The 20,084-nt window shown below is 56.9% G+C and carries 28 protein-coding genes; 12 read left to right on the forward strand and 16 right to left on the reverse strand.

The features are described 5' to 3' along the window. Positions 1-19: 19 nt before the first annotated feature. Positions 20-784, reverse strand: a complete 765-nt coding sequence (locus tag ACR0LL_RS12640) for a double zinc ribbon domain-containing protein (RefSeq protein WP_480587200.1) — start codon at positions 782-784, stop codon at positions 20-22. Between ACR0LL_RS12640 and ACR0LL_RS12645 the strand changes: the two genes are divergently transcribed. The 3 genes from ACR0LL_RS12645 to ACR0LL_RS12655 are packed head-to-tail and all read left to right on the forward strand — an operon-like array spanning position 765 to position 2,866. Further along, positions 765-1,595 carry a methyltransferase domain-containing protein gene (locus ACR0LL_RS12645; RefSeq protein WP_480587203.1) on the forward strand — a complete coding sequence of 277 codons (831 nt, stop codon included), beginning with the start codon at positions 765-767 and terminating at the stop codon, positions 1,593-1,595. The two genes, ACR0LL_RS12640 and ACR0LL_RS12645, sit on opposite strands and share 20 nt — an antisense overlap. Positions 1,596-1,652: 57 nt before the next feature. Then, positions 1,653-2,702, forward strand: a complete 1,050-nt coding sequence (gene hemH, locus ACR0LL_RS12650; RefSeq protein WP_480587205.1) for a ferrochelatase — start codon at positions 1,653-1,655, stop codon at positions 2,700-2,702. After that, on the forward strand, positions 2,690-2,866 hold the full coding sequence (locus ACR0LL_RS12655; protein ID WP_480587209.1) for a hypothetical protein: 177 nt from the start codon (positions 2,690-2,692) through the stop codon (positions 2,864-2,866). Before hemH ends, ACR0LL_RS12655 begins: the two co-directional genes overlap by 13 nt. Here the strand turns inward: ACR0LL_RS12655 and ACR0LL_RS12660 are convergent. Further along, on the reverse strand, positions 2,863-3,045 hold the full coding sequence (locus ACR0LL_RS12660) for a hypothetical protein (RefSeq protein WP_117870963.1): 183 nt from the start codon (positions 3,043-3,045) through the stop codon (positions 2,863-2,865). The genes ACR0LL_RS12655 and ACR0LL_RS12660 overlap by 4 nt on opposite strands. 139 nt (positions 3,046-3,184) lie before the next feature. Further along, positions 3,185-3,784 carry a L,D-transpeptidase gene (locus ACR0LL_RS12665; RefSeq protein WP_267363097.1) on the reverse strand — a complete coding sequence of 200 codons (600 nt, stop codon included), beginning with the start codon at positions 3,782-3,784 and terminating at the stop codon, positions 3,185-3,187. 169 nt (positions 3,785-3,953) lie between these two features. On the opposite strand from ACR0LL_RS12665, the gene dalA reads away from it, so the two are divergent. Further along, the gene (gene dalA, locus ACR0LL_RS12670; protein WP_480587212.1) at positions 3,954-4,469 is read left to right on the forward strand and encodes a divisome-associated lipoprotein DalA; all 516 of its coding nucleotides are present in this window, start codon (positions 3,954-3,956) and stop codon (positions 4,467-4,469) included. A 54-nt stretch (positions 4,470-4,523) separates the two neighbouring features. Here dalA and ACR0LL_RS12675 read toward each other — a convergent pair whose 3' ends face one another. The 7 genes from ACR0LL_RS12675 to ACR0LL_RS12705 form a co-directional block, all read right to left on the reverse strand. After that, positions 4,524-4,988, reverse strand: a complete 465-nt coding sequence (locus ACR0LL_RS12675) for a PTS sugar transporter subunit IIA (protein ID WP_480587215.1) — start codon at positions 4,986-4,988, stop codon at positions 4,524-4,526. Between the two features lie 57 nt (positions 4,989-5,045). Further along, positions 5,046-5,609 (reverse strand): ribosome hibernation-promoting factor, HPF/YfiA family, encoded by a 564-nt coding sequence (gene hpf, locus ACR0LL_RS12680; RefSeq protein ID WP_267363094.1) that lies wholly within the window; start codon positions 5,607-5,609, stop codon positions 5,046-5,048. Positions 5,610-5,861: 252 nt separating this feature from the next. Next, positions 5,862-6,620, reverse strand: coding sequence for an LPS export ABC transporter ATP-binding protein (lptB, locus tag ACR0LL_RS12685; RefSeq protein WP_480474775.1), 759 nt, complete (start codon positions 6,618-6,620; stop codon positions 5,862-5,864). Then, entirely contained in the window at positions 6,620-7,111 is a 492-nt protein-coding gene (locus ACR0LL_RS12690) for an LptA/OstA family protein (RefSeq protein WP_480587218.1), read from the reverse strand. Before ACR0LL_RS12690 ends, lptB begins: the two co-directional genes overlap by 1 nt. A 3-nt stretch (positions 7,112-7,114) precedes the next feature. Beyond that, positions 7,115-7,714: an LPS export ABC transporter periplasmic protein LptC gene (gene lptC, locus ACR0LL_RS12695; RefSeq protein ID WP_480587222.1), complete on the reverse strand. Its 600-nt coding sequence runs from the start codon at positions 7,712-7,714 to the stop codon at positions 7,115-7,117. An 11-nt stretch (positions 7,715-7,725) separates the two neighbouring features. Next, positions 7,726-8,694, reverse strand: a complete 969-nt coding sequence (locus tag ACR0LL_RS12700) for a KpsF/GutQ family sugar-phosphate isomerase (protein ID WP_480587224.1) — start codon at positions 8,692-8,694, stop codon at positions 7,726-7,728. Then, a complete protein-coding gene (locus tag ACR0LL_RS12705; protein ID WP_480587227.1) occupies positions 8,691-9,305 on the reverse strand; it encodes a ribonuclease D in 615 nt (204 codons plus the stop codon). Before ACR0LL_RS12705 ends, ACR0LL_RS12700 begins: the two co-directional genes overlap by 4 nt. Positions 9,306-9,438: 133 nt before the next feature. On the opposite strand from ACR0LL_RS12705, the gene ACR0LL_RS12710 reads away from it, so the two are divergent. The 8 genes from ACR0LL_RS12710 (at position 9,439) to ACR0LL_RS12745 (ending at position 16,602) form a co-directional block, all read left to right on the forward strand. Beyond that, positions 9,439-9,696, forward strand: coding sequence for a metal-sensing transcriptional repressor (locus ACR0LL_RS12710; protein ID WP_480587230.1), 258 nt, complete (start codon positions 9,439-9,441; stop codon positions 9,694-9,696). A 3-nt stretch (positions 9,697-9,699) separates the two neighbouring features. Further along, on the forward strand, positions 9,700-11,019 hold the full coding sequence (locus ACR0LL_RS12715) for an MFS transporter (protein ID WP_480587233.1): 1,320 nt from the start codon (positions 9,700-9,702) through the stop codon (positions 11,017-11,019). Between the two features lie 51 nt (positions 11,020-11,070). After that, complete coding sequence (locus tag ACR0LL_RS12720; protein ID WP_480474766.1) at positions 11,071-11,499, forward strand: Lrp/AsnC family transcriptional regulator; 429 nt, start codon at positions 11,071-11,073, stop codon at positions 11,497-11,499. 72 nt (positions 11,500-11,571) lie between these two features. Further along, entirely contained in the window at positions 11,572-12,270 is a 699-nt protein-coding gene (locus tag ACR0LL_RS12725; protein ID WP_480587236.1) for a transglycosylase SLT domain-containing protein, read from the forward strand. 9 nt (positions 12,271-12,279) lie between these two features. Then, entirely contained in the window at positions 12,280-14,367 is a 2,088-nt protein-coding gene (flhA, locus tag ACR0LL_RS12730) for a flagellar biosynthesis protein FlhA (protein WP_480587239.1), read from the forward strand. After that, positions 14,364-15,137: a flagellar biosynthetic protein FliR gene (locus ACR0LL_RS12735; protein ID WP_480587243.1), complete on the forward strand. Its 774-nt coding sequence runs from the start codon at positions 14,364-14,366 to the stop codon at positions 15,135-15,137. Before flhA ends, ACR0LL_RS12735 begins: the two co-directional genes overlap by 4 nt. After that, the gene (locus ACR0LL_RS12740; RefSeq protein WP_480587246.1) at positions 15,134-16,222 is read left to right on the forward strand and encodes an EscU/YscU/HrcU family type III secretion system export apparatus switch protein; all 1,089 of its coding nucleotides are present in this window, start codon (positions 15,134-15,136) and stop codon (positions 16,220-16,222) included. Before ACR0LL_RS12735 ends, ACR0LL_RS12740 begins: the two co-directional genes overlap by 4 nt. Continuing rightward, positions 16,219-16,602, forward strand: coding sequence for a hypothetical protein (locus tag ACR0LL_RS12745; protein WP_480587249.1), 384 nt, complete (start codon positions 16,219-16,221; stop codon positions 16,600-16,602). Before ACR0LL_RS12740 ends, ACR0LL_RS12745 begins: the two co-directional genes overlap by 4 nt. Positions 16,603-16,636: 34 nt before the next feature. Here ACR0LL_RS12745 and ACR0LL_RS12750 read toward each other — a convergent pair whose 3' ends face one another. From ACR0LL_RS12750 to ACR0LL_RS12775, 6 genes are read right to left on the reverse strand one after another with little or no spacing between them, the layout of a single operon-like run. After that, positions 16,637-17,137 carry a flagellar basal body-associated protein FliL gene (locus ACR0LL_RS12750; RefSeq protein ID WP_480474759.1) on the reverse strand — a complete coding sequence of 167 codons (501 nt, stop codon included), beginning with the start codon at positions 17,135-17,137 and terminating at the stop codon, positions 16,637-16,639. A gap of 9 nt (positions 17,138-17,146) precedes the next feature. Then, complete coding sequence (gene flgH, locus ACR0LL_RS12755) at positions 17,147-17,878, reverse strand: flagellar basal body L-ring protein FlgH (protein WP_480483916.1); 732 nt, start codon at positions 17,876-17,878, stop codon at positions 17,147-17,149. Next, positions 17,878-18,294: a flagellar basal body P-ring formation chaperone FlgA gene (flgA, locus tag ACR0LL_RS12760; protein ID WP_480587252.1), complete on the reverse strand. Its 417-nt coding sequence runs from the start codon at positions 18,292-18,294 to the stop codon at positions 17,878-17,880. The genes flgH and flgA overlap by 1 nt, the downstream gene beginning before the upstream one ends. Then, entirely contained in the window at positions 18,294-19,079 is a 786-nt protein-coding gene (gene flgG / locus ACR0LL_RS12765; RefSeq protein ID WP_480483915.1) for a flagellar basal-body rod protein FlgG, read from the reverse strand. Before flgG ends, flgA begins: the two co-directional genes overlap by 1 nt. Positions 19,080-19,100: 21 nt before the next feature. Next, a complete protein-coding gene (locus ACR0LL_RS12770) occupies positions 19,101-19,811 on the reverse strand; it encodes a flagellar hook-basal body complex protein (protein WP_480587254.1) in 711 nt (236 codons plus the stop codon). Further along, positions 19,811-20,083, reverse strand: a complete 273-nt coding sequence (locus ACR0LL_RS12775) for a flagellar biosynthetic protein FliQ (RefSeq protein WP_480587257.1) — start codon at positions 20,081-20,083, stop codon at positions 19,811-19,813. Before ACR0LL_RS12775 ends, ACR0LL_RS12770 begins: the two co-directional genes overlap by 1 nt. Between the last annotated feature and the right edge of the window lies 1 nt (position 20,084).

The raw sequence follows: 20,084 nt of genomic DNA on the forward strand, positions 1-20,084 counted from the left end.
TCGCGCAATCTTGGGCGAATTAGGCATCCTTGGCAACGCGCGCCAGAGCCAACACGAAAATATGATTTGCCCCCGCCGCCTGACAGACCCGAGTGCATGCGGCCAGTGTTGCCCCGGACGTCATCACATCGTCCACCAGCAAAATGTCCCGGCCAGTTAGATGGCGGGCTTTTCGGGGGTGAAGGCATATCGCGTCGCCCAAAATCTGTGCCCGCTCGGCAGCTGTTTTGCCGTCCAGCACCGGCGTCTTTTTTTTGCGAATCAACAGATCGGGTACACATTCCAATCCTGTCTCGCGCGCCAGGTTCTGCGCCAACAGAGCTGACTGGTTGTATCGCCTTTTGACCAATCGTGACCAATGCAGAGGAACCGGAGCAATCACCATATCCGGTCGCAGCAGTGGGTGCCCTGCCTGCGCCATCCACTGCGCGGCAGGGCGGGCCAGTTCAGGCCGATCTCCGTGTTTCAGCGCCAGGATCAGTGACCGCGCCTTGCCGTCATACAAAAGCGCGGCGCGGCCTGCCCTCCAAGGGCGCGCGGTCTTCAGGCAATCATCGCACTCGGTCCGAAACTCGTCCTGCCCCCCGATCAGGGGCAGACCGCAACTTTCACAGACCGTGCCGCCAATGAATGGCGTTTCCCGCCAGCATGGGCCACACAGGCCAAAATCGGACTCGGTCAGGTCGCCGCACCCCATGCAACGTGGTGGATAAATCAGCGCAAGTGCGGTTTGAATCCGTTGCGCGATGCGATACTTGCCAGCTATGAAACTGCCCGAACCCACTGCACCCTCACTTTTTGACCGTGCCGCCATTCTGCGTCATCGCAGCCGCGTGCAGGATAACGCCCTTTTTCTGCACCGCGCCGCGATGGACGAGGTTCAGGATCGGCTCTCCATGGTTAACAAAACCTTTACGGCGGCAGCGATCGTGACCGCATTCCCGCAGCTTTGGACGGACGCGTTTCCCGAAGCCTCGATCATAGCGGACAACGATGTGCTGGCACTGCAACCCGGCGCCCATGACCTTGTTATCCACGCCATGACACTGCACTGCGCAAACGATCCGGTGGGTCAGTTGATCCAATGCCACCGCGCGCTGAAACCCGACGGGTTGTTGCTGGTTGTTTGTCTGGGCGGCGAAACGTTGCACGAATTGCGCTCGGCGTTGGGTCAGGCAGAGATTGACGTTACCGGTGGCCTCAGCCCCCGCATCGCCCCGATGGCCGGGTTGAGAGACTTCGGCGGTTTGTTGCAGCGGGCCGGTCTGGCCTTGCCCGTCGCAGACTCGATGCCACTCACGGCTGAGTACCGTGACATCTGGCACCTGATGCACGATCTGCGGCATATGGGTGAGGCCAATGCGTTATCCGGGCGACTGAAACACCCGACCAAACGCGCAGTATTTGAGGCCGCGCAAAACATTTACGCGTCTCATTTCACCACAGGATCGGGACGTCTGGCAGCCACGTTCGAACTGATCTGCCTGACCGGATGGTCCCCCCACGACAGTCAACCCAAACCACTGCGTCCTGGGTCAGCGCAAGCACGTTTGGCTGACGCCTTGCGCGCGGACGAGGGCAAACTGCCCGATTGACGCGCGACCAAATCCCCTTATTTCAGGCCCTAACGCAAGAAATTCAGGAAGCCTCATATGTTTGATGCCACGCGACCCGCTCACGCTCCTACGGATCACCCCAAGATCAGGATGGGGCGCGTCGGCATATTGCTGGCCAATCTGGGCACGCCAGACGACTACACATATTGGCCGATGCGCCGATATCTGAATGAGTTTTTGTCGGACCAGCGTGTCATCGATTATCCAAAGTGGAAATGGCAACCGATTCTACAGGCGATCATCCTGACCAAGCGACCTTTCAGTTCCGGCGAGGCATACAAATCGATCTGGAACCTGGAAAAGGGCGAAAGTCCGCTGATGACCATCACCAAGGACCAGACCGCCAAGTTGAGCCAGACGATGCAGGCACGATACGGTGATCAAGTCATGGTCGATTTCTGTATGCGTTACGGCAACCCATCGACCAAATCCAAAGTGCGCGCGATGGTAGCGGCAGGGTGCGATCGCATCTTGTTTTTTCCGCTTTACCCTCAATACGCTGGCGCAACGACGGCCACCGCCAACGACCAGTTCTTTCGCGCACTGATGGACGAAGCCTGGCAGCCCGCGACGCGAACCGTTCCGGCCTATTTCGATGAACCCATCTATATCGATGCGCTGGCACAGTCTGTTGAACGCGCATACGAGGCTATGGAGACAAAGCCCGACATTCTTGTCTGCTCATATCACGGGATGCCCGAGCGGTATCTTCAGCAGGGCGATCCCTATCACTGCCAATGCGCTAAAACGACGAGGCTGTTAAAGGAGCGGCTGGGCTGGACAGATGATCAATTGGTATCGACCTTCCAGTCGCGCTTCGGCCCCGAAGAATGGTTGAAACCTTACACGGTGAATCACGTGGCCGACCTGGCGAAGCAAGGCAAAAAGAACATTGCAGTTATTGCCCCGGCGTTTTCTGCGGACTGCATCGAAACGCTTGAAGAGATTAACGAAGAAATCAAAGAGAGCTTCGAAGAAGCAGGCGGCGAGACGTTTACCTATATTCCATGCCTTAACGATAATGATGCCCATATCGCAGCACTTGGAAAAGTGATCGAAGACAATCTGTGCGGGTGGCTGGCGTAAAGCGTTTCCAGAACGCAAGCCGCATCTCCTATGAGATCGTCAAGCTCGGCTTGATACTGGCGCGTCAGTATCCTCCGGCGCGCAACAGGCTTGAAGACCTGTTGGAACTAAAAAAGGCGGTGGATTGCTCCACCGCCTTTTTCATGAATTCCGTGTCGGATTAGCTTGCAGCAACAGCAGCAGCAACAACGACCAGCAGGATCAGCGGCAGCAGAATGCCCTGCGACGAACCCTGAGTTTCTTCAACAACAACTGGTGCTTCAACAACCGGCTCTTCCAGGTTGCCAGCATATGCAGTCGAAGCTGCTGCAGTCAGAGCTGCGGCGAGAACGAGTTTCTTCATATTAACCTCCAGAATTTGCACGGTTCCAATACCCGGAGCCGCACATCTAAGACTTACCTCGTAGTTTTTTCTAACCAGCATTAGAGCGGGAATGCAATTGCAACTTGACCGGTGAGCGGGTTCGTACACGAAAATGTCGTCAAATTAGCAACACTTGCGTGCCAACCTTCGCCATCGAAAACAGCTCGGCGATGTCTTCGTTGAAAAGGCCGATGCAGCCGTTCGAAGATCTGCGGCCTATTTTGCGTGTATCGTGCGTCCCGTGAATGCGATAATACTTCCAGCTAAGGTATAAAGCGTGTGTTCCCAATGGGTTATCAGGACCCGGAGGAATGTAGTCCGGCCATTCCGGATTTCGCTTCTTCATCGACGGCGTCGGAGACCAGCTTGGGCCTTCGACCTTGCGGATTACGCTGGTACGCCCGCGCCGGGTGAGTTCTTCGGTCAGTGGAACCGACGATGGGTACAATTTATAGACTGTTTGGTCATCCGACCAGTAATGCAACGCCCTTGAGACGGTGTCGACCAAAATAGCGCCATTTCTGGTGTTCGAGAAATACGGTTGCCAATCCAGTGCCCGGAACCCGGATACGTTGCGGCGAACCGCCGGTTCGGTCTCGGGTGCGGGGCGCAGCGGGTCGCCCGGGATATATTGTGCCAGTGCCGGTGTAGCCAGAGTGGCGGTAGCCCCTGCCAGAAACCCTCTGCGGGTGGGCGAATGAATGCGCTTTTTGACCATGACATCGGGTCCTGTGTTTAGGTTAGGTCTGAAATCAGAGGTATTCTATTGCCAGAATGCTTCAGTCGCAAACCAAACCGGCAGAATCACGCAAGTTATGACCATTGCGCGTTTGCTCAGAACAAGCAGGCGCGCTATGCCGTATTGTGATACAATAATCAGGTCGAACATGACGCGCATCGTTTCTTTACTGTTGATTTGCTTTGTCGCGCTTGCGGCATGTACCAACACTGGCTCAACCACTCTGGGATCTGATGGTCGCCCATTGCCGACCGTATACAAGATCCGCGGCAATCCGGAAAAGCTGCAGTTCCGCATGCTTGATTCGGTCAATGCTTTGCGTCAGTCTCAGGGACTGCAGCCCGTACAGCTGAACGCACAGCTGAACGCAGCGGCAGCGACTCATTCGAAGGATATGTCGCGGCAGAACCGGCCCTGGCACTTTGGGTCAGACGGTTCATCACCGATCGACCGGGCAGCGCGTGTCGGCTATTTCGGAACGTTCCTGGGGGAAGCCATTTCCGAAACCTACGAGACCGAGACGGAAACACTTGCCGCATGGATGCAGGAACCTGGACCAAGGGCTGTCATCATGGACGCCAAAGCCACCCAAATGGGATTCGCCTGGCATCAGGAAGGCGGTGGTAAAATCTGGTGGACGCTGGAAATGGGAACCGGTGGTTGATCCGGTCAAATGAAAAGAAAGAAGCCCCCGGTTTTCGGGGGCTTTTTTAGTTAATCAGGCGGCTTGCATAGACTGCGCCTCAGTCAAGATCGCATACAGCTTTACCGGATCAGGGTTGGCCCGGAGCTTGGTGCAAACCGAAGTATCCCGCAATGTGCGAGACACCAGCGCCAGAGCTTTGAGGTGATCAACACCCGCCTCTTCCGGTGCAAACAGCGCGAAGGCAATGTCCACAGGCTGGCGATCAACCGAACCGAAATCGATGGGCTTCTCAAGCATGACAAAAACACCTGAAACCGAATCAAGATCGGGCAGGCGCGCATGCGGCAGCGCCACACCATGGCCGACACCGGTCGGTCCAAGGCTTTCCCGCTCCAGCAGCAAATCAACTGCTTCCTGAGGATCGATACCTAGCGTCGCCGCGGCGACGTCACCGATTTCCTGAAACAGCCGCTTCTTGCTGGAAGCCGCGGACAATACACGCACCGCTTCGGGCTTCAGTATGCTCGAAAGCTCCATGATCACGCTCCATGGCACGCACCCGCATCAGCGGGTGCAGCCCCGTATCCTTGCCTGTTACGGATCAATCCAGCCGATATTACCGTCTTCGCGACGATAAACGACATTCAATCCGTCCTTGTTTTCATTTCTGAACACCAGTACTGGCGCACCGGCAAGTTCCATTTGCATAACGGCCTCTCCAACGCTCAAAGATGGGATTTTTGTTTCCATCTCAGCCACAATCATTGGCTGAAGCGATTCGGGTTCATCGACCGACTCCGATTCATTAGAAGCGAGGATATAAGAGGACGCCCCAAAGAGTTCAACCGGTTCGGCCCGATCCTTGTGGTGGTCCTTCAGGCGGCGCTTGTAACGACGCAACTGTTTTTCCATTTTATCACAGCATGCCTCAAATGCCGCGTAGATCTCGGTTGCATGGGCCTTGGCCTGCGCCGTCAGGCCAGTGGACAGGTGCACCGTTGTTTCGCATACATATTCATGCGCCGAACGGGAAAAGACGACGTTAGCATCCGTAGGCCGCTGCGCATACTTGCCCACGACCTCATTCAGTTCGGTCTGCACGTGTGTCTGCAACGCCGCACCGATGTCGATCTGTTTTCCGCTGATTTGGTAACGCATGTGATCTCCTTCACAATTCACACCCATTCTGACGCCGCGAAACGCGGCGAGCTTGTTTTTATCGGGTGGGGGGTAGAGACATTTTCCGCGGTTGCCTTGTTTCCAGCCCTTCGAAGAAGGGACATCGAGATCCAGACTGGAACCGGGTAAATGCCATAAGCCAATTGAGGCAAGAGACGAGGGAAGAGTCAATCAAAACAGATGTGTATATACGCGATTTCCGCCATGCAATTGGCACAACTCCGCGCAAGGTTATGAAATGCGGAAATTCTCGCCCAGATAGACGCGGCGCACATTCTCGTTTTCGACAACCTCATCAGGTGTGCCGGACATCAAAACCTGACCGTCATGCAGGATATAGGCCCGGTCGACAATTTCCAGCGTTTCCCGGACGTTGTGATCGGTGATCAGCACACCAATACCGCGTTTTTTCAAATCCGCGACCAGATGGCGAATATCCCCGACACTGATCGGGTCAACGCCTGCAAACGGTTCATCCAGCAGCAGGTATTTGGGGTCTGCGGCCAAACAGCGCGCGATCTCGACCCGGCGGCGCTCGCCGCCTGACAACGCCAGAGCCGGGGCCCGGCGCAAGTGTTCGATCGAGAAGTCAGACAACAGCTCTTCCAAACGCTCTTTGCGCTTATGCGCATGAGAGACCGTGATATCCAGAACGGCAGCAATGTTGTCCTCGACGCTCATGCCGCGAAAGATCGACATCTCCTGCGGCAAATAGCCGATCCCCATCCGTGCCCGCCGGTACATCGGCAAAGTAGTCACATTCTGGCCGTCTATCGTGACTTTTCCCGCCTCTGGGAACACAAGGCCCGCAACTGAATAGAACGTTGTGGTTTTACCAGACCCGTTCGGCCCCAGCAGCGCCACCACTTCGGACCGACCCAACGTCATCGAAACATCGCGGATCACCGTCTTTTTTTTGTAGGACTTCCGCAGCTTCTCGATGCGCAGCCCGGAACTGCCCTCGGTCAGTTTCAGGTCGGGACGCGCCATCAGTTGTTTCCCTGCTGCAAGATCGTTTTGACCCGCCCGGTCATTGTCGCAGTGCCCGATGTCAGGTTGGCGTTCATCTGATCGCCACTGATGATGCTGGGGCCCTGTGTCAGCAGGACATTGCCCTTCATGACAATCTCACCCGAGCCGATCTTGTATTCAGCCCAGTCGCCTTCCGCTGCATCCGGCGGGCTGACCAGAACCACATTCTCGGTCGCCTCCATTCGCTCGATCGCCGAGCGTTCCTGATTGTAGATAACCAGCACGCGTTCGGCTGTCAGGCGCATTTCACCCTGTACGACGATGACATTCCCGATGAACTCGGCCGATCCGTCCTCTTGATTTACGTTCAGGGTTTCCGATGTCACCTCGATCGGCAGGCTCGGATCGGCATTCGCGGACCCAAAAGCCACCTGCGCCTCTTGCGCAGTCACGGGCGCGGCGCCCGCGATCAAGGCGAGGCACAAAGGAACAAATCGAAAATCGAACACAAGTTATCTTTCTGCTTTTTCAGGCTCGTATACCAGCTTCACACCATCTGTAAAAACAATATGGACCGGCCCGTCCGTTTTTTCAGTGCCAAAGGTCATACGCCCCGCGGAAAAGTTACCGATCGGACCGGTTCCGTTCACCTGCCCCGGCGTATCGCCCCGGACTTCGTCCAACGAGGTATTGAGCAGATCCGTCGTAACCTTGAGCCCATCCGCCGTGGTGATGACCACGTCACCAACAAAGGTTGCTGTTCCACTATCCGGACGGATCAGGCCGGAATTCGAATCCAGCGTAATTGTGCCGCCATTGAGCAGCCCAAAGCGGCCGCGAAACTCGGACGCGGTCGGAACCGACGCCTCGGTGCCCTGCGTGGCTTGCACCGCCTCGATATGCACGGTCTCTCCCTTGCGGGTCGTTCCGCGGTAATCCGGCCGCGTTACCACCTGTTGTGCCAGTCTCTCATCAATGTCTTTCTGCGCGAAAGGCACGGAAACGTTTGTTTCAATGCTGCGGGACAGCAGGAATACCGTGGATAACATCACAATAGCCGCAAGCGGCAACAGCACCTTCAGGCACTGCACCATGCGGGAATATCTGTCCACCTCAGCCTCCCTCAGCCCAGACCGACACGCAGGCAATCGTGGATGTGAAGCAGCCCCAAAGCCTGACCTGATGTCGCCTCGTCAACCACGAAGAGCGAGGTGATCTTACGGTCATTCATGATTGCAACCGCTTCTTCTGCCAACGCATCCGGGGATATGGTTGTGGGGTTGGGGGTCATGACCTGCTCGGTCGTTTTGTTCAGCAGCCCATCCATGTGGCGCCGCAAGTCACCGTCTGTAATGATCCCTGCCAATTGACCCTGCGGGTCCGTTACGCCAGCAACACCAAACCCCTTCTGGCTGATTTCGATCAGCGCATCGCTCATCGGAGTATTTGCCGCAATCAGAGGCAGGGCCTCTCCGACATGCATCAGATCCTGTACTGTGCTCAGCCGAGCACCCAGTTTGCCACCGGGATGGAAGGCACGGAAATCCTCGGGCCGGAAATCGCGGTATTTCATGAGGGCAATCGCCAGTGCATCCCCCATGGCAAGGGTCAGCGTTGTCGAGATCGACGGCACCATACCAAAACCGCAGGCCTCGCCCATCGACGGGATCAGAAGATGTACGTCGGCCTGTTTCATCAATGTGCTGTCAGGTTTGCTGGACAATCCAATCAGCGGAATGCCAAAGCGGCGCGTAAAGGCCAGCAGATTGGCAAGTTCCGGTGCCTCGCCCGAATTCGAAATCGCCAGAACCACATCACCCTTGGAGACCATGCCCAAATCGCCATGGCTGGCCTCTGCCGGATGCACGAAATAGGCAGGCGTTCCGGTGCTGGCCAGCGTGGCCGCAATCTTGTGACCTATGTGGCCTGACTTGCCGATACCGCTGATGATGATGCGCCCGGTGGCCTGAAGGATCAGCTGCACGGCTTCGGCAAAATGCGCGTCCAGACTGTCGGCAAGTACGTCCAGCGCGCGGGCTTCGTCAGTCACCACCTGACGGGCGGTTTTCAGGAATGCTTCGGTATCGGTCATGAGTGCGCAAAGATATCCGTTTCGGGCCAACCGGCGAGGTCCAGTTTCGCACGCATCGGCAGGAAGTCAAAACAGGCCTGCGCCATTTCAGCCCGGTCCTCGCGAGCCAGCCGGATGTTTAGCGCATCGCGCAGCTGATGCAGATAGAGAACGTCTGACGCAGCATAATCCAATTGAGCGTCCGTAAGTGAGACTGCGCCCCAGTCGCTCATCTGTTGCTGTTTGGAAATATCGACACCGATGAGTTCCTGACACAGGTTCTTGAGCCCGTGCCGGTCGGTATAGGTCCGCACTAGCCGACTGGCGATCTTGGTGCAATAGACCGGCGCGGCCAGAACGCCAAATGTATGGTACATGGCGGCGATGTCGAAGCGCCCGAAATGAAACAACTTCAGTACGTCAGGGTTTTCCAGCATGGCGCACAGGTTCGGCGCCTCAGCCTGGCCTTTTTCCACCTGCACAATATGGCTGTTGCCGTCACCACCCGACATCTGAATCACGCACAAGCGGTCACGATGCGGGTTCAGACCCATGGTTTCACAGTCAATGGCCACAACAGGGCCCAGATCTAACCCGTCCGGCAGGTCGTTTTTGTACAAATGGTTCGCCACCCGACTATTCCTTTGTGCGGTATCGCCTCCGAGATAGGCGGTTTGGTCCATAAACTCAACGCCGTCCAAAAGTCGCGGGCAAATCCCCGCACCCGGATTGACAATATCCCCATGGGGGGGATAGGGATAAACCATGACAATTGCACCCCGCGAGTCGCATCCGCATATCACGGCAAGGCTGAAACGGGCCCACGGGCATCTGGCAAAGGTCATTGCCATGCTTGAAGGTCAAGCACCCTGTTCAGACATTGCCCAACAGCTGTTTGCCGTTGAAAAAGCGGTTACCAATGCCAAGCGCGCCTTGATCCATGATCACATCGACCATTGCCTGTCTTCTGATGGCGATAGCGGCGGGATCGAGGATTTCAAAGCCATCACGAAATACCTCTGAACCATGCTGAGCATTCTAAAAAACCGGACCTACCGCCACCTGTTTGCCGCCCAGATCGTCGCCCTGACCGGAACCGGGCTGGCTACAGTCGCGCTGGGGTTGCTGGCCTTTGATCTGGCCGGAGACGCTGCTGGCCTTGTGCTGGGCACCGCGCTGACGATCAAGATGGTGGCCTATGTCACCGTGGCCCCACTGGCGGCTGCTTTTGCCGAACGGCTGGACCGTCGGAAGATGCTGGTTTTTCTGGACCTGATCCGCGCCGCAGTCGCCGTATGCCTGCCTTTCGTGACCGAGGTCTGGCAAATCTATGTGCTGATCTTCGTGCTACAATCCGCTTCGGCAGGCTTTACGCCTGCCTTTCAGGCAACGATCCCGGACGTCTTGCCGAACGAAAACGAGTATACCCGCGCTTTGTCACTGTCACGTCTTGCCTACGACATGGAAAGCCTGCTGAGCCCGATGTTTGCCGCGGCACTTCTGTTGCTGGTCAGCTTCAACAGCCTGTTCTGGGGCACAGCGCTGGGGTTTGTTGCTTCGGCATTGCTGGTGGTCTCGGTCGCCCTGCCTTCGCCCAAGCCCAGCAAACCACGCGGGATTTATGACCGCACGACACGCGGAATTCGCATCTATCTGAAAACCCCCCGGCTGCGCGGGCTGCTTGCGCTTAACTGGAGCGCCGCGGCGCTGAGTTCGATGGTGATCGTCAACACAGTGGTCATCGTGCGGGCCACCCTTGGCCTGTCAGAAAGCGCCGTGGCCATTGCACTGGCCGGATTTGGGGGTGGGTCGATGCTGGCGGCGTTCACTCTGCCCCGCGTGCTGGATCGGATCGAGGATCGCAAGGTTATGCTGTTCGGAGCTATTCTTGCGTCGGGCGCTATGGCCGTCGCCTCGGTTCTGACCGCGACGATCCCACTTACGCTGAGTGTCCTTGCCGTTTTTTGGGCCTTTACCGGCTTTGGGTATTCTACAACCCTTACGCCTTCGGGTCGTTTGTTGACCCGTTCGGCCCATCCCGAAGACCGCCCAGCTGTCTTTGCCGCACAGTTTACTCTGTCACACGGTTGCTGGTTGGTGCTGTATCCGCTGGCTGGGTGGATAATGACCGTTTATGGGCCGACTGTCGCGCTCGGCAGTATGTCTATTCTGTCCATGGCAGGCGTAATTGTGGCAGTCAGCCTTTGGCCGCGTGACGATCAGGAACCGGTTGTTCACAATCACCCCGATCTACCAGCAGATCATCCGCATCTGGCCGGGGCGGGCCCGCACGCGCACCCGATCATTATCGACGACCTGCACCCGCGCATGCCGCGTGAGCCTTGAGAAAGGATGTCCATCTGATCTAAACCCGGACTTGCGCAAACCGGAGCCCCAATGGACCAGCTAGACCGCCGTATCATCGCCGCCCTGCAAGCCAATGCACGTGCCTCGACCACGCAGATCGCGGCCTCGCTGGGTGTGGCCCGCACGACCGTGCATGAACGGATCAGTCGTCTGGAACATCGCGGCGTAATCACGGGATACACCGTGCGCCTTGGGTCCACAGAAGACACGCCCAAAGTGCAGGTCATCGTCATGCTGGAAGTGCAGCAGAAGGAAACCAACCGGATCCTTAAACGGCTCGAGGCTTATCCCGAGGTCAAACTGTGCCTATCGATCAACGGCGAATTCGATCTGATGCTGACCGCAGATGCCCCGAGGCTGGAGGATCTGGACATTCTGGTGGACGATCTGGCGAAGATCCCCGGCGTCCTGCGCACCAATACAAGCGTTGTTTTCGGGCGCAGGATCGACCGAAACTGAGGCTGCGATAACCCTCTGTAAACCGATCGGTGTCTAGCTTGGCCGGGAACACCAGAATCCCGGACCGGCAGAATGCCAATTCGCAGAATACCGATTGCTTTCATGATACTGCATGTGCTGTTGGCGCAGGTGGGTTCTGCCATGCACGCAGCACCGACAGGCGGGCTTTGTGATCAGGCCGCGCGCCGCGCGGCACTGTCCGAAGATGTTCCACTGGACGTGCTGCGTGCCATAACCCGCGTTGAAACCGGGCGAATAGTTGACGGGCTGTTGCAGCCCTGGCCCTGGACAATAAATGCCGAAGGTCAGGGGTATTGGTTCAAGTCCGAGGCCGAGGCCAAGGCCTATGTTTTCAAAATTTTCAAAGCAGGCTCTCGCAGCTTTGACGTCGGGTGTTTCCAGGTCAATTATCGCTGGCATGGCAAGGCCTTCCGCTCGATCGATGCGATGTTCGATCCGGATGCGAACGCAACCTACGCCGCCCGCTTCCTGAAAGACCTTTATTTCGAGCTTGGTTCGTGGCCGGCTGCGGCCGGGGCTTATCATTCCCGTACGAATGCTCTGGCCGAGGCTTATCGTGGCCGGTTCCAGACAGTTATGGCCCAGTTGGATAACCCGTCCTCACAGGGGTTTTCTGGTATGTCACGCGATCCGTTCACAAGGGCCGGAGCGCCCTTGATTCCGATGCTAGTGGCCGCACCCGCCACCACTGCCCTGGGCTCTCTGGTCCCGACCAATAGCACAGCAACTGCTTTCATCCCTTTCAATTAGGAAACCTGCGTGCCCCAGATTGACATCCGGTCCCTGTTTTCGCCCACTGTCCTGTTGGCACTGGCGCTGATGACCGTCATCGTCATGATGATCCTGCCCATGCCTGCCTGGGTGCTGGATGTGGGGCTAGCCGCCTCTTTCGCGCTGGCCATCCTGATTTTCACTCTGACGCTTTTCATCGAACGTCCGCTGGATTTCTCGTCCTTCCCAACGATCCTGCTGGCATCGCTGATGCTGCGCCTGTCGCTGAACGTCTCGTCGACCAAACTAATCATCGGTCAGGGGCATACTGGACCCAACGCAGCTGGTGACGTGATTGAAGGGTTCGCCAATTTCGTCATGGGCGGCAGCATCTTTCTGGGTCTTGTGGTTTTCGGCGTGCTGCTGATCGTGAATTTCATGGTCATCACCAAAGGGGCCGCCCGTATGGCCGAGGTCGGCGCGCGCTTTGCCTTGGACGGGATGCCGGGCAAGCAGCTTGCCATCGACAGCGACATGTCAGCCGGGGCCATCGACCATCAGCAAGCCAAGGAACGGCGGGAACGCGAACAGCAGGAAACGACATTCTTCGGCTCGCTCGACGGTGCGTCAAAATTTGTCAAAGGTGATGCCGTTGCCGGCCTTCTGATCACTCTTTTGAACCTTGTTATGGGTTTGGTCATGGGGGTGATCGTGCACGGAATGCCGGTGGCTTCGGCGTTCGAGACTTATGCAATCCTGACCGTCGGTGATGGTCTGGTCTCGCAAATCCCTGCGGTTATCATCTCGATTGCCTCTGCATTGCTGCTGGCGCGCGGCGGAACACAGGGTGCCACCGACAATGCCATTTTCTCCCAACTCGGGCGGCATCCGGCTGCGCTGTCTACTGTGGCGGTTCTTATGGTTCTGTTTGCGCTGGTGCCCGGCCTGCCTTTCCTGCCGTTCATCCTTGGTGCAGCTGTGCTTGGTTATGCGGCCTACAGAATTCGGAAAAAGCAGAAAGAAACGGACCCGTCATTGCATTCGCAGGCGACCGAAACCGAGGTGTCGGTCTCGCAGGCTATTGGTGATATTCTGGATCTGGATGACGTGCACCTTGAATTCGCACCCGATCTGGTAAGCTTGGTTTTGAATCCCGCAACCGGGTTGGATGCCCGCATCGCCAATATGCGCAACTACGTGGCGTCTACCTTCGGATTGATCCTGCCCGAAATTCGCCTGACTGATCGAGCCGACCTGCCAACCGGAACCTATGTGATCAAGGTTCAGGGGGTCGAACAGGCGCGCGGCGTTCTGAACCCCGATCTGGTTCTGGCTCTGGTTCAGGACGGGTTCGATCTGTTGCCCGAAGGCAATGACGTGTCCGAGCCGGTTTACGGCGCGCCTGCCCGCTGGATCCTGCCCAAACATCAGGAGGACGCAGCGCTGAACGGGGCCACTATCGTCTCACCGCCAGAGATCCTGGCCACGCATCTGCTAGAGATTATCAAGCAGAACTTCTCGCGCTTGCTGACGTTGAAATCCCTGCGCCGCCTGCTGACCGAAATGACCCGCCTGAGCGACCCAGTTCGGGCTGAGGCAAACCGCAAGTTGCTGGATGAATTGATCCCCGACAAAGTGCCAATGGACACATTGCACGCCGTTCTGCGACTGCTTCTGGAGGAACGGGTTTCGATCCGGAACATGGCCCTGATCCTTGAAAGCGTTGCCGAAGCACGGCTGACAACCACCCAGCCTGAAGGCATCTGCGAATTGGTGCGCCAGCGTCTCGGATTTCAACTGATCGCCGATATGAAGCGTGAGGATGGCTCAATCCCGCTGATCCAACTGGCCCCCGAGTGGGAGGAAACGTTCACCACCTATCAGGTCGACGCGCCCAGCGCCGGACTGGATGTCGCGCTACCGCCGAACCTGTTTAACAAGCTAGCCGACGGCATGGTCAGCAGTATCGCCAGATCTGCTGATAACGGTCTGTTTCCTGCTGTCGTGACCTCGTCCCGGCGACGCCGGTTGTTGCGTACGATCATGCATGCACGCGGCGTTTCAAACCCGGTCCTTTCTTTTGAGGAAATCGGGTTGGAAGCCAAACCCGCGCTGGTAGGAACTGTTCCCGCGTGATCGCTCTGCCGCCAGAATTGTTGACGCAGCTGGCCGAACCGCTCTGGCAGGCCTTTGCGGTTTTTCTGCGCGTCTCTGCCTTGGTTTCACTGCTGCCTGCTTTCGGCGAACGCAGCATTCCAACACGGATGAAACTGGGGATATCCGTCGCCTTTACCCTGATCATTTTTCCGGCAACCAAACCTCTGGACCTGTCTCTCAACCTGTGGACGCTGGGGCGGTTGGTTGGGACAGAAATCCCGATTGGGCTGGCGCTTGGAACCGGGCTGCGGCTGTTTGTTTTGGCGCTGCAAACCGCCGGATCCATTGCCGCGCAATCCACGTCATTGTCGCAATTGCTGGGTGCGGCGGCCACTGATCCTGTTCCGGCAATGGGATACCTGCTAACGATCGCGGGGCTAACGCTTGCCGTCATCATGGGCTTGCACGTACGGGCCGCGCAATTCCTGATCCAGAGTTATGCCCTATTCCCCATGGGGTTGGTGCCAAGCTCAGCAGATTTGTCCCATTGGGGTGTGCGACAAATCTCACGCAGCTTTGGGTTGGCCTTCTCGCTGGCAACGCCATTCGTCATCGCCTCGTTGATCTACAATCTTGCACTTGGGGTTATCAACCGGGCCATGCCGCAATTGATGGTCGCCTTCGTGGGCGCGCCAGCAATAACATTTGCCGGGCTGTTTCTGCTGTTTGCGGGCGCACCATTGATCCTCTCTGTTTGGTCTGACGCGCTGATTGTCTTCTTCATGAACCCGATCGGAGGCCCGCGATGAGCGGTGCCGATGACGACAGCGACAAGTCATACGAGCCGACGCCGCAAAAGCTCCAGAAAGCCCGTGAAAAGGGTGAGGTTCCCAAGTCCAACGACTTGTCGGTAGTCGCGGCATATACCGGACTGCTGATCGCATTGTTGGCAGCAGGTCAGTACGCCGTCGCGCAATTGGGAACTCTGTTCATGGTCCTGATCGACCAATCCGACCAGATCGCGAACCTTCTGAACATGGGACCTGCGACAGCGACGGTTGCCGGAATTCTGAGTGGCGCGTTGCCACCCATTGCCGTGCTTTTCTGCCTGCCTGCGGTGGCCGTTCTGCTAAACCTGATTGCCCAACGCACGCTGGTGTTCGCCCCCAGCAAACTGAAACCAAAGCTTTCGCGGATTTCCATTGTTTCGAATGCCAAAAACAAGTTCGGGCGCGGTGGCTTGTTCGAGTTCGCCAAGAGTGCAACCAAACTGGCGATTTACAGCCTGTGCCTCGCACTTTTCATCAAGTCGAATCTGGCCGAAATTCTGTCTGCCAGCGCGGCCCCGGCAAAGTCATCCATACTGCTGATGACGAACCTGTTGTTTCGCTTCCTGTTCATTGTGGTTGCCATCGCACTCGGCATCGGCGTTATCGACTTTCTGTGGCAATACGCCGAGCACATGCGCAAGAACCGCATGTCGCGCAAAGAGATCCAGGATGAAACTAAGGACGCCGAAGGCGACCCGTATGTAAAGCAACACCGCCGTCAACGTGCGCAAGAGATCGCCTCCAGCCAGATGATGGCAGATGTTCCGGGTGCGGATGTTGTTATCGTAAACCCCACCCATTTTGCCGTTGCACTGAAGTGGTCCAGGGCTACTGGCAGCGCACCTGTTTGTGTCGCCAAAGGTGTGGATGCAGTAGCTGCTTCCATCCGTTCTGCTGCGGCTCAGGCCGGCGTTCCGATCCGCTCGGATCCTCCGACGGCGCGTGCGCTTCACGCAACTGTCGACATCGGGCAGGAGATCGCCGAAGAACATTTTCGCCCCGTTGCCGCTGCAATCAGGTTCGCCGAAGCGATGCGGAAACGTGCAAAGGAGCAGATCCGATGAAGGACACTCAGTTAAGCGGGCTGGACAAAATAGCCGACGTCGCTTTCCAGAAGCAATTTCAGACACTCCGCCCAATCCTCGAGGCCGAGGCCAGAATTCAGAACCAATTGGCGAAACTGGATCATCAGCTTGACCAGGTGCGCAAAGCCAGCGGTTGGACAGAAGGATATCAGATATCCGGGGCCGACATTCTTTGGAATGGCTGGGAATCTGCCACGCGCCGCGCGTTGAACATGCGACTTGCCCAAACGCGCGCTCAGAAACTGGCCGGTCTGGAGGCGCTCAGAATTGCATCTGGCCGCAAACAAGCCGTCGCAACCCTGCGGGATCAGCAGCTGAAAAGCCATCGGCAGGCCGTTGCTCGAAAGCAAACCCGTTAATGCTGACCGGAGCCGCGCCGTGAAGCGACCTTCGTCAGGTATCTTGACGGTTCACGCTCATGATCAGCACTTTTGAAACATCTTCACCCAGCTCTTTTTTCGCCACTTCCAACAAGGACTTACGCAAGACATCCAGATTCCGGGATTCTGTGAAAGTCCCATCAAATCCCCCGGTATTTGCGTGATCAAACAGAACCTGAAGAAAGCCATCCCGCAACTTGGGCTCAATAGAATAAAAAGTTTCTTCAATTGCTGTGTTCGCCTCAAGACTGAGAGACAAAGTGACCATCGCTTCGATTTCGTCATCCCCAACCACCGGAACGACAAAATGTTTGGTCAACTTTAGATACCCATAGGCTGGCTTTTTTTCCTTGGACTTTTCAGACTTCTCGTGACCGGCCTTCTCTTCTTTTGCCACTTCTTTTTCGGCGGCTGTTTTGTCGGGCTTGCCCGAAGGTGACAGAAACAGCCCGGCACCGACACCCGCACCCAGGCCGACAATCAGGAAAACGACTGGAACCAGTTTTGCAATCACGGTCGTACCTCAGAACGGCAAGAGTGAATCAAGAACTTGCTGGCCGTATCGGGGTTGCTGGACATCCGTAATCTGACCTCTTCCACCATAAGACACCCGCGCCGAGGCGATCTTGTCGTAGGTGACTTCGTTTTGTCGCGAGATATCCTGAGGGCGGACATACCCGGCCACCAAAAGCTCGCGCAGCTCAAAATTGACCCGCAACTCCTGCGAGCCGGAAATCGAAAGAACCCCGTTCGGCAGAACATCCAGAACCGTCGCGGCGACACGCAGGGTTAGTTTCTCGTTTCGCCTCACAGATCCCCGCCCGGAACTTGTGGAATCCGCTTCAATGGACACGGCTTCATCCAGCGATGCCCCGTCAGGTAAGTGTTTTTGCACGCGCTGGGGCAAACCAAAGAGGCCAGGAACCTCAAGGTTTTCCGAGCCTGATCTGGACCGTCTGGTGTTGTTTGATATCTCAGCTTTTTCATCCAACTCGATGACTACAGTCAGGATGTCACCTTTCTTGATCGCTCGCTGATCGCCCAGCAAGGATTGCTGCCCTCCGCTCCAAAGAGATGAGCGGTCAACGGTGCGTTGTGGTTGCGTGTGCAAGGGCAGACCCGGCCACAGCATGGCAACCTGCTCGGGAGATTCTTCGTTTGGTGTAAAACTCGGGGGCTTGCCAAGATGATCCAGACGACCACACGCGGCCAAAGACAAAGCTATGAGAAGGAGAGTTTTCGACAGTCCGGTCATTACTTAACCTCGACTTGGCCATCCGCGCGGATTTGGCCGGTTACAGTTGTTCTGGACGACAGGTTCATGACCCGGATGCGATCCCCTGCAGCGCCACGCCCCAAGGCGCGGCCTTCCGCGGTTATCGACAAGGCTTGGCGGTCGAATATCAGGACGACCAGATCGTTGCGGTCAATGATGGCGGGGGGGCCTACATCAACTTCTCGGACCGGCCTGCCGGGATACAGTGCCACCCGCGCCTCTTGCCCGATCAGAAAATCAGGGTCAGTCACCGCGCCTAAGACATCCGTCGGGCTTGTTTTCAAGTCAGTTGCAGAAATGATTTCCTTGGCCCGGATCGTGCGGGTTGGAACCACAATGTCAGCCTGAGCTGTGATTGGAGCCAGTAGTGCCAAACATATGCCGATCCCTCGCATCATCGCACCTGCGTTGTCGCGCTCATCATTTGATCCACAGCCGAGATGACTTTGGCATTCATCTCATAGCCGCGCTGCGCCTCGATAAGTTCGGTTACCTCGCGCACTGCATCGACCGAACTGTCTTCCAGATAACCCTGCCGCAATGTGCCCAGCCCATCACTTCCCGGAGTTCCCAGCACCGGGGCACCCGACGCTTCGGTCTCCTTGAACAGATTGCTGCCAATGGCTTCCAGCCCCTTGGCGTTCGAAAAGCTGGCAAGGACAAACTCACCCAGCAACTGCCCCTCGGGAGAGTCGTCGAAATAAGCATAGACCTCACCCGCGGCATTGATCGAAATTGACCGTGCGTCGTCGGGGACGGTGAGTTCCGGCGAAACCGCATAACCATCGGAGGTGACAATCAGACCCTCTGCCGACCGCTTGAGGCTGCCGTCACGCGTATACGCGGACTGACCGCTGGGCAGCGTGACTTCCAGATATCCGCGCCCCTCAATCGCCACGTCCAGATCACTGCCGGTGGCTGACAAAGCACCTTGTTCCAGTTGCACAGTAACAGCTGCGGGCCGCACGCCCAGACCAAGTTGAATACCCGTCGGTAATACTGTTCCGTCCGAGGCGTTTACGGTTCCGGCGCGCGCCATCTGTTGATAATGCAAATCGGCAAATTCGGCCCGGCGGGCGTTGTAGCCGGTGGTGTTCATGTTTGCCAGGTTGTTCGAAATCGTTTCGACCCGCATCTGTTGCGCGGTCATTCCGGTGGCGGCAATTTTCAGGGCTCGCATGTCAAACTCTCCTTTTACCGTTCAGCGCATCAGCGCCTTGAGCGCCCCGCGCACGCGTTCGTCTTCGCTGTCAAGAAAGCTTTGTCCCAGCTCATAGGCGCGCTGGATTTCCACCAAGCGGGTCACCTGCTGCATGGCGTTGACGTTTGAACCTTCGAGAAAGCGATGCAAAACAACGGGTTCATCAACCGGGTTTATCGCACCATTGGCACGAAACCGCGTATTTCCTTCGCGGGCCAGCTCCTGCGGATCAGCGACATTGAAAACGCCCAACTGGCCCAGAAACTGGCCGTTGACACTCAACGTTCCATCACTGCCGACATCAATCGTTGCTGCATCGGGTGGGATAAAGACCGGGGCACCGTTGGCATCCAGAACGCGTGCACCATCCATCGCAACCAGATCGCCTTCGGCATTTGGCGAGAAGCTGCCCGCACGCGTCAGCCGGTTGCCATCCGGGGTTTCAACCATGAAAAACCCGTCCCCTTCGATGGCGAAATCAAACTGCCCTCCGGTTTTCGTAAGCACGCCTTGTTGCAACGATGTGTTGCGCGCCTCGGCCCGGCTCATGGAGAGGGACGGATTGTTCGGCATGTCCCGAATGTACTCCGAAAACACCAGCCCCTGCTGGCGATATCCGGTCGTGTTTGCGTTTGCGATGTTATTCGCCACCAGCCGCATTTCGTTCATCAGCCCGGACTGGCGGGACAGGGTGACGTAAGCCGTGTCCATCAGCGGCCTCCTGCAATCAAGGGAACAAGCGTTCCGGTAAAAAACGTAACAAGGTTCTGAGTCATGAACCCCATCGAAATCCAGAACACGACGACAATGGCGATCAATTTGGGAACGAAGGTCAGGGTCATCTCTTGTATCGAGGTCAGCGCCTGGAACAGACCGACAATCAGGCCAGAAACCAGAGCAACGGCAAGGATCGGGACGGATGTAATGACCGCAACCCACAACGCCTGACGAACGATGTCATAAAAAAGCCCTTCGCTGAGCATC

It is taken from the genome of Ruegeria sp. AI2, assembly GCF_056541275.1.

Excerpts from the sequence above, each read along its gene's own strand:
- ACR0LL_RS12645 (WP_480587203.1), top strand. The coding sequence starts at position 765 with ATGAAACTGCCCGAACCCACTGCACCCTCACTTTTTGACCGTGCCGCC.
- hemH (WP_480587205.1), top strand. The coding sequence starts at position 1,653 with ATGTTTGATGCCACGCGACCCGCTCACGCTCCTACGGATCACCCCAAG.
- ACR0LL_RS12660 (WP_117870963.1), bottom strand. The coding sequence starts at position 3,045 with ATGAAGAAACTCGTTCTCGCCGCAGCTCTGACTGCAGCAGCTTCGACT.
- ACR0LL_RS12665 (WP_267363097.1), bottom strand. The coding sequence starts at position 3,784 with ATGGTCAAAAAGCGCATTCATTCGCCCACCCGCAGAGGGTTTCTGGCA.
- dalA (WP_480587212.1), top strand. The coding sequence starts at position 3,954 with ATGACGCGCATCGTTTCTTTACTGTTGATTTGCTTTGTCGCGCTTGCG.
- ACR0LL_RS12675 (WP_480587215.1), bottom strand. The coding sequence starts at position 4,988 with ATGGAGCTTTCGAGCATACTGAAGCCCGAAGCGGTGCGTGTATTGTCC.
- hpf (WP_267363094.1), bottom strand. The coding sequence starts at position 5,609 with ATGCGTTACCAAATCAGCGGAAAACAGATCGACATCGGTGCGGCGTTG.
- lptB (WP_480474775.1), bottom strand. The coding sequence starts at position 6,620 with ATGGCGCGTCCCGACCTGAAACTGACCGAGGGCAGTTCCGGGCTGCGC.
- ACR0LL_RS12700 (WP_480587224.1), bottom strand. The coding sequence starts at position 8,694 with ATGACCGATACCGAAGCATTCCTGAAAACCGCCCGTCAGGTGGTGACT.
- ACR0LL_RS12710 (WP_480587230.1), top strand. The coding sequence starts at position 9,439 with ATGACAATTGCACCCCGCGAGTCGCATCCGCATATCACGGCAAGGCTG.
- ACR0LL_RS12715 (WP_480587233.1), top strand. The coding sequence starts at position 9,700 with ATGCTGAGCATTCTAAAAAACCGGACCTACCGCCACCTGTTTGCCGCC.
- ACR0LL_RS12720 (WP_480474766.1), top strand. The coding sequence starts at position 11,071 with ATGGACCAGCTAGACCGCCGTATCATCGCCGCCCTGCAAGCCAATGCA.
- ACR0LL_RS12725 (WP_480587236.1), top strand. The coding sequence starts at position 11,572 with ATGCCAATTCGCAGAATACCGATTGCTTTCATGATACTGCATGTGCTG.
- ACR0LL_RS12740 (WP_480587246.1), top strand. The coding sequence starts at position 15,134 with ATGAGCGGTGCCGATGACGACAGCGACAAGTCATACGAGCCGACGCCG.
- ACR0LL_RS12745 (WP_480587249.1), top strand. The coding sequence starts at position 16,219 with ATGAAGGACACTCAGTTAAGCGGGCTGGACAAAATAGCCGACGTCGCT.
- flgH (WP_480483916.1), bottom strand. The coding sequence starts at position 17,878 with ATGACCGGACTGTCGAAAACTCTCCTTCTCATAGCTTTGTCTTTGGCC.
- flgA (WP_480587252.1), bottom strand. The coding sequence starts at position 18,294 with ATGCGAGGGATCGGCATATGTTTGGCACTACTGGCTCCAATCACAGCT.
- flgG (WP_480483915.1), bottom strand. The coding sequence starts at position 19,079 with ATGCGAGCCCTGAAAATTGCCGCCACCGGAATGACCGCGCAACAGATG.
- ACR0LL_RS12770 (WP_480587254.1), bottom strand. The coding sequence starts at position 19,811 with ATGGACACGGCTTACGTCACCCTGTCCCGCCAGTCCGGGCTGATGAAC.
- ACR0LL_RS12775 (WP_480587257.1), bottom strand. The coding sequence starts at position 20,083 with ATGCTCAGCGAAGGGCTTTTTTATGACATCGTTCGTCAGGCGTTGTGG.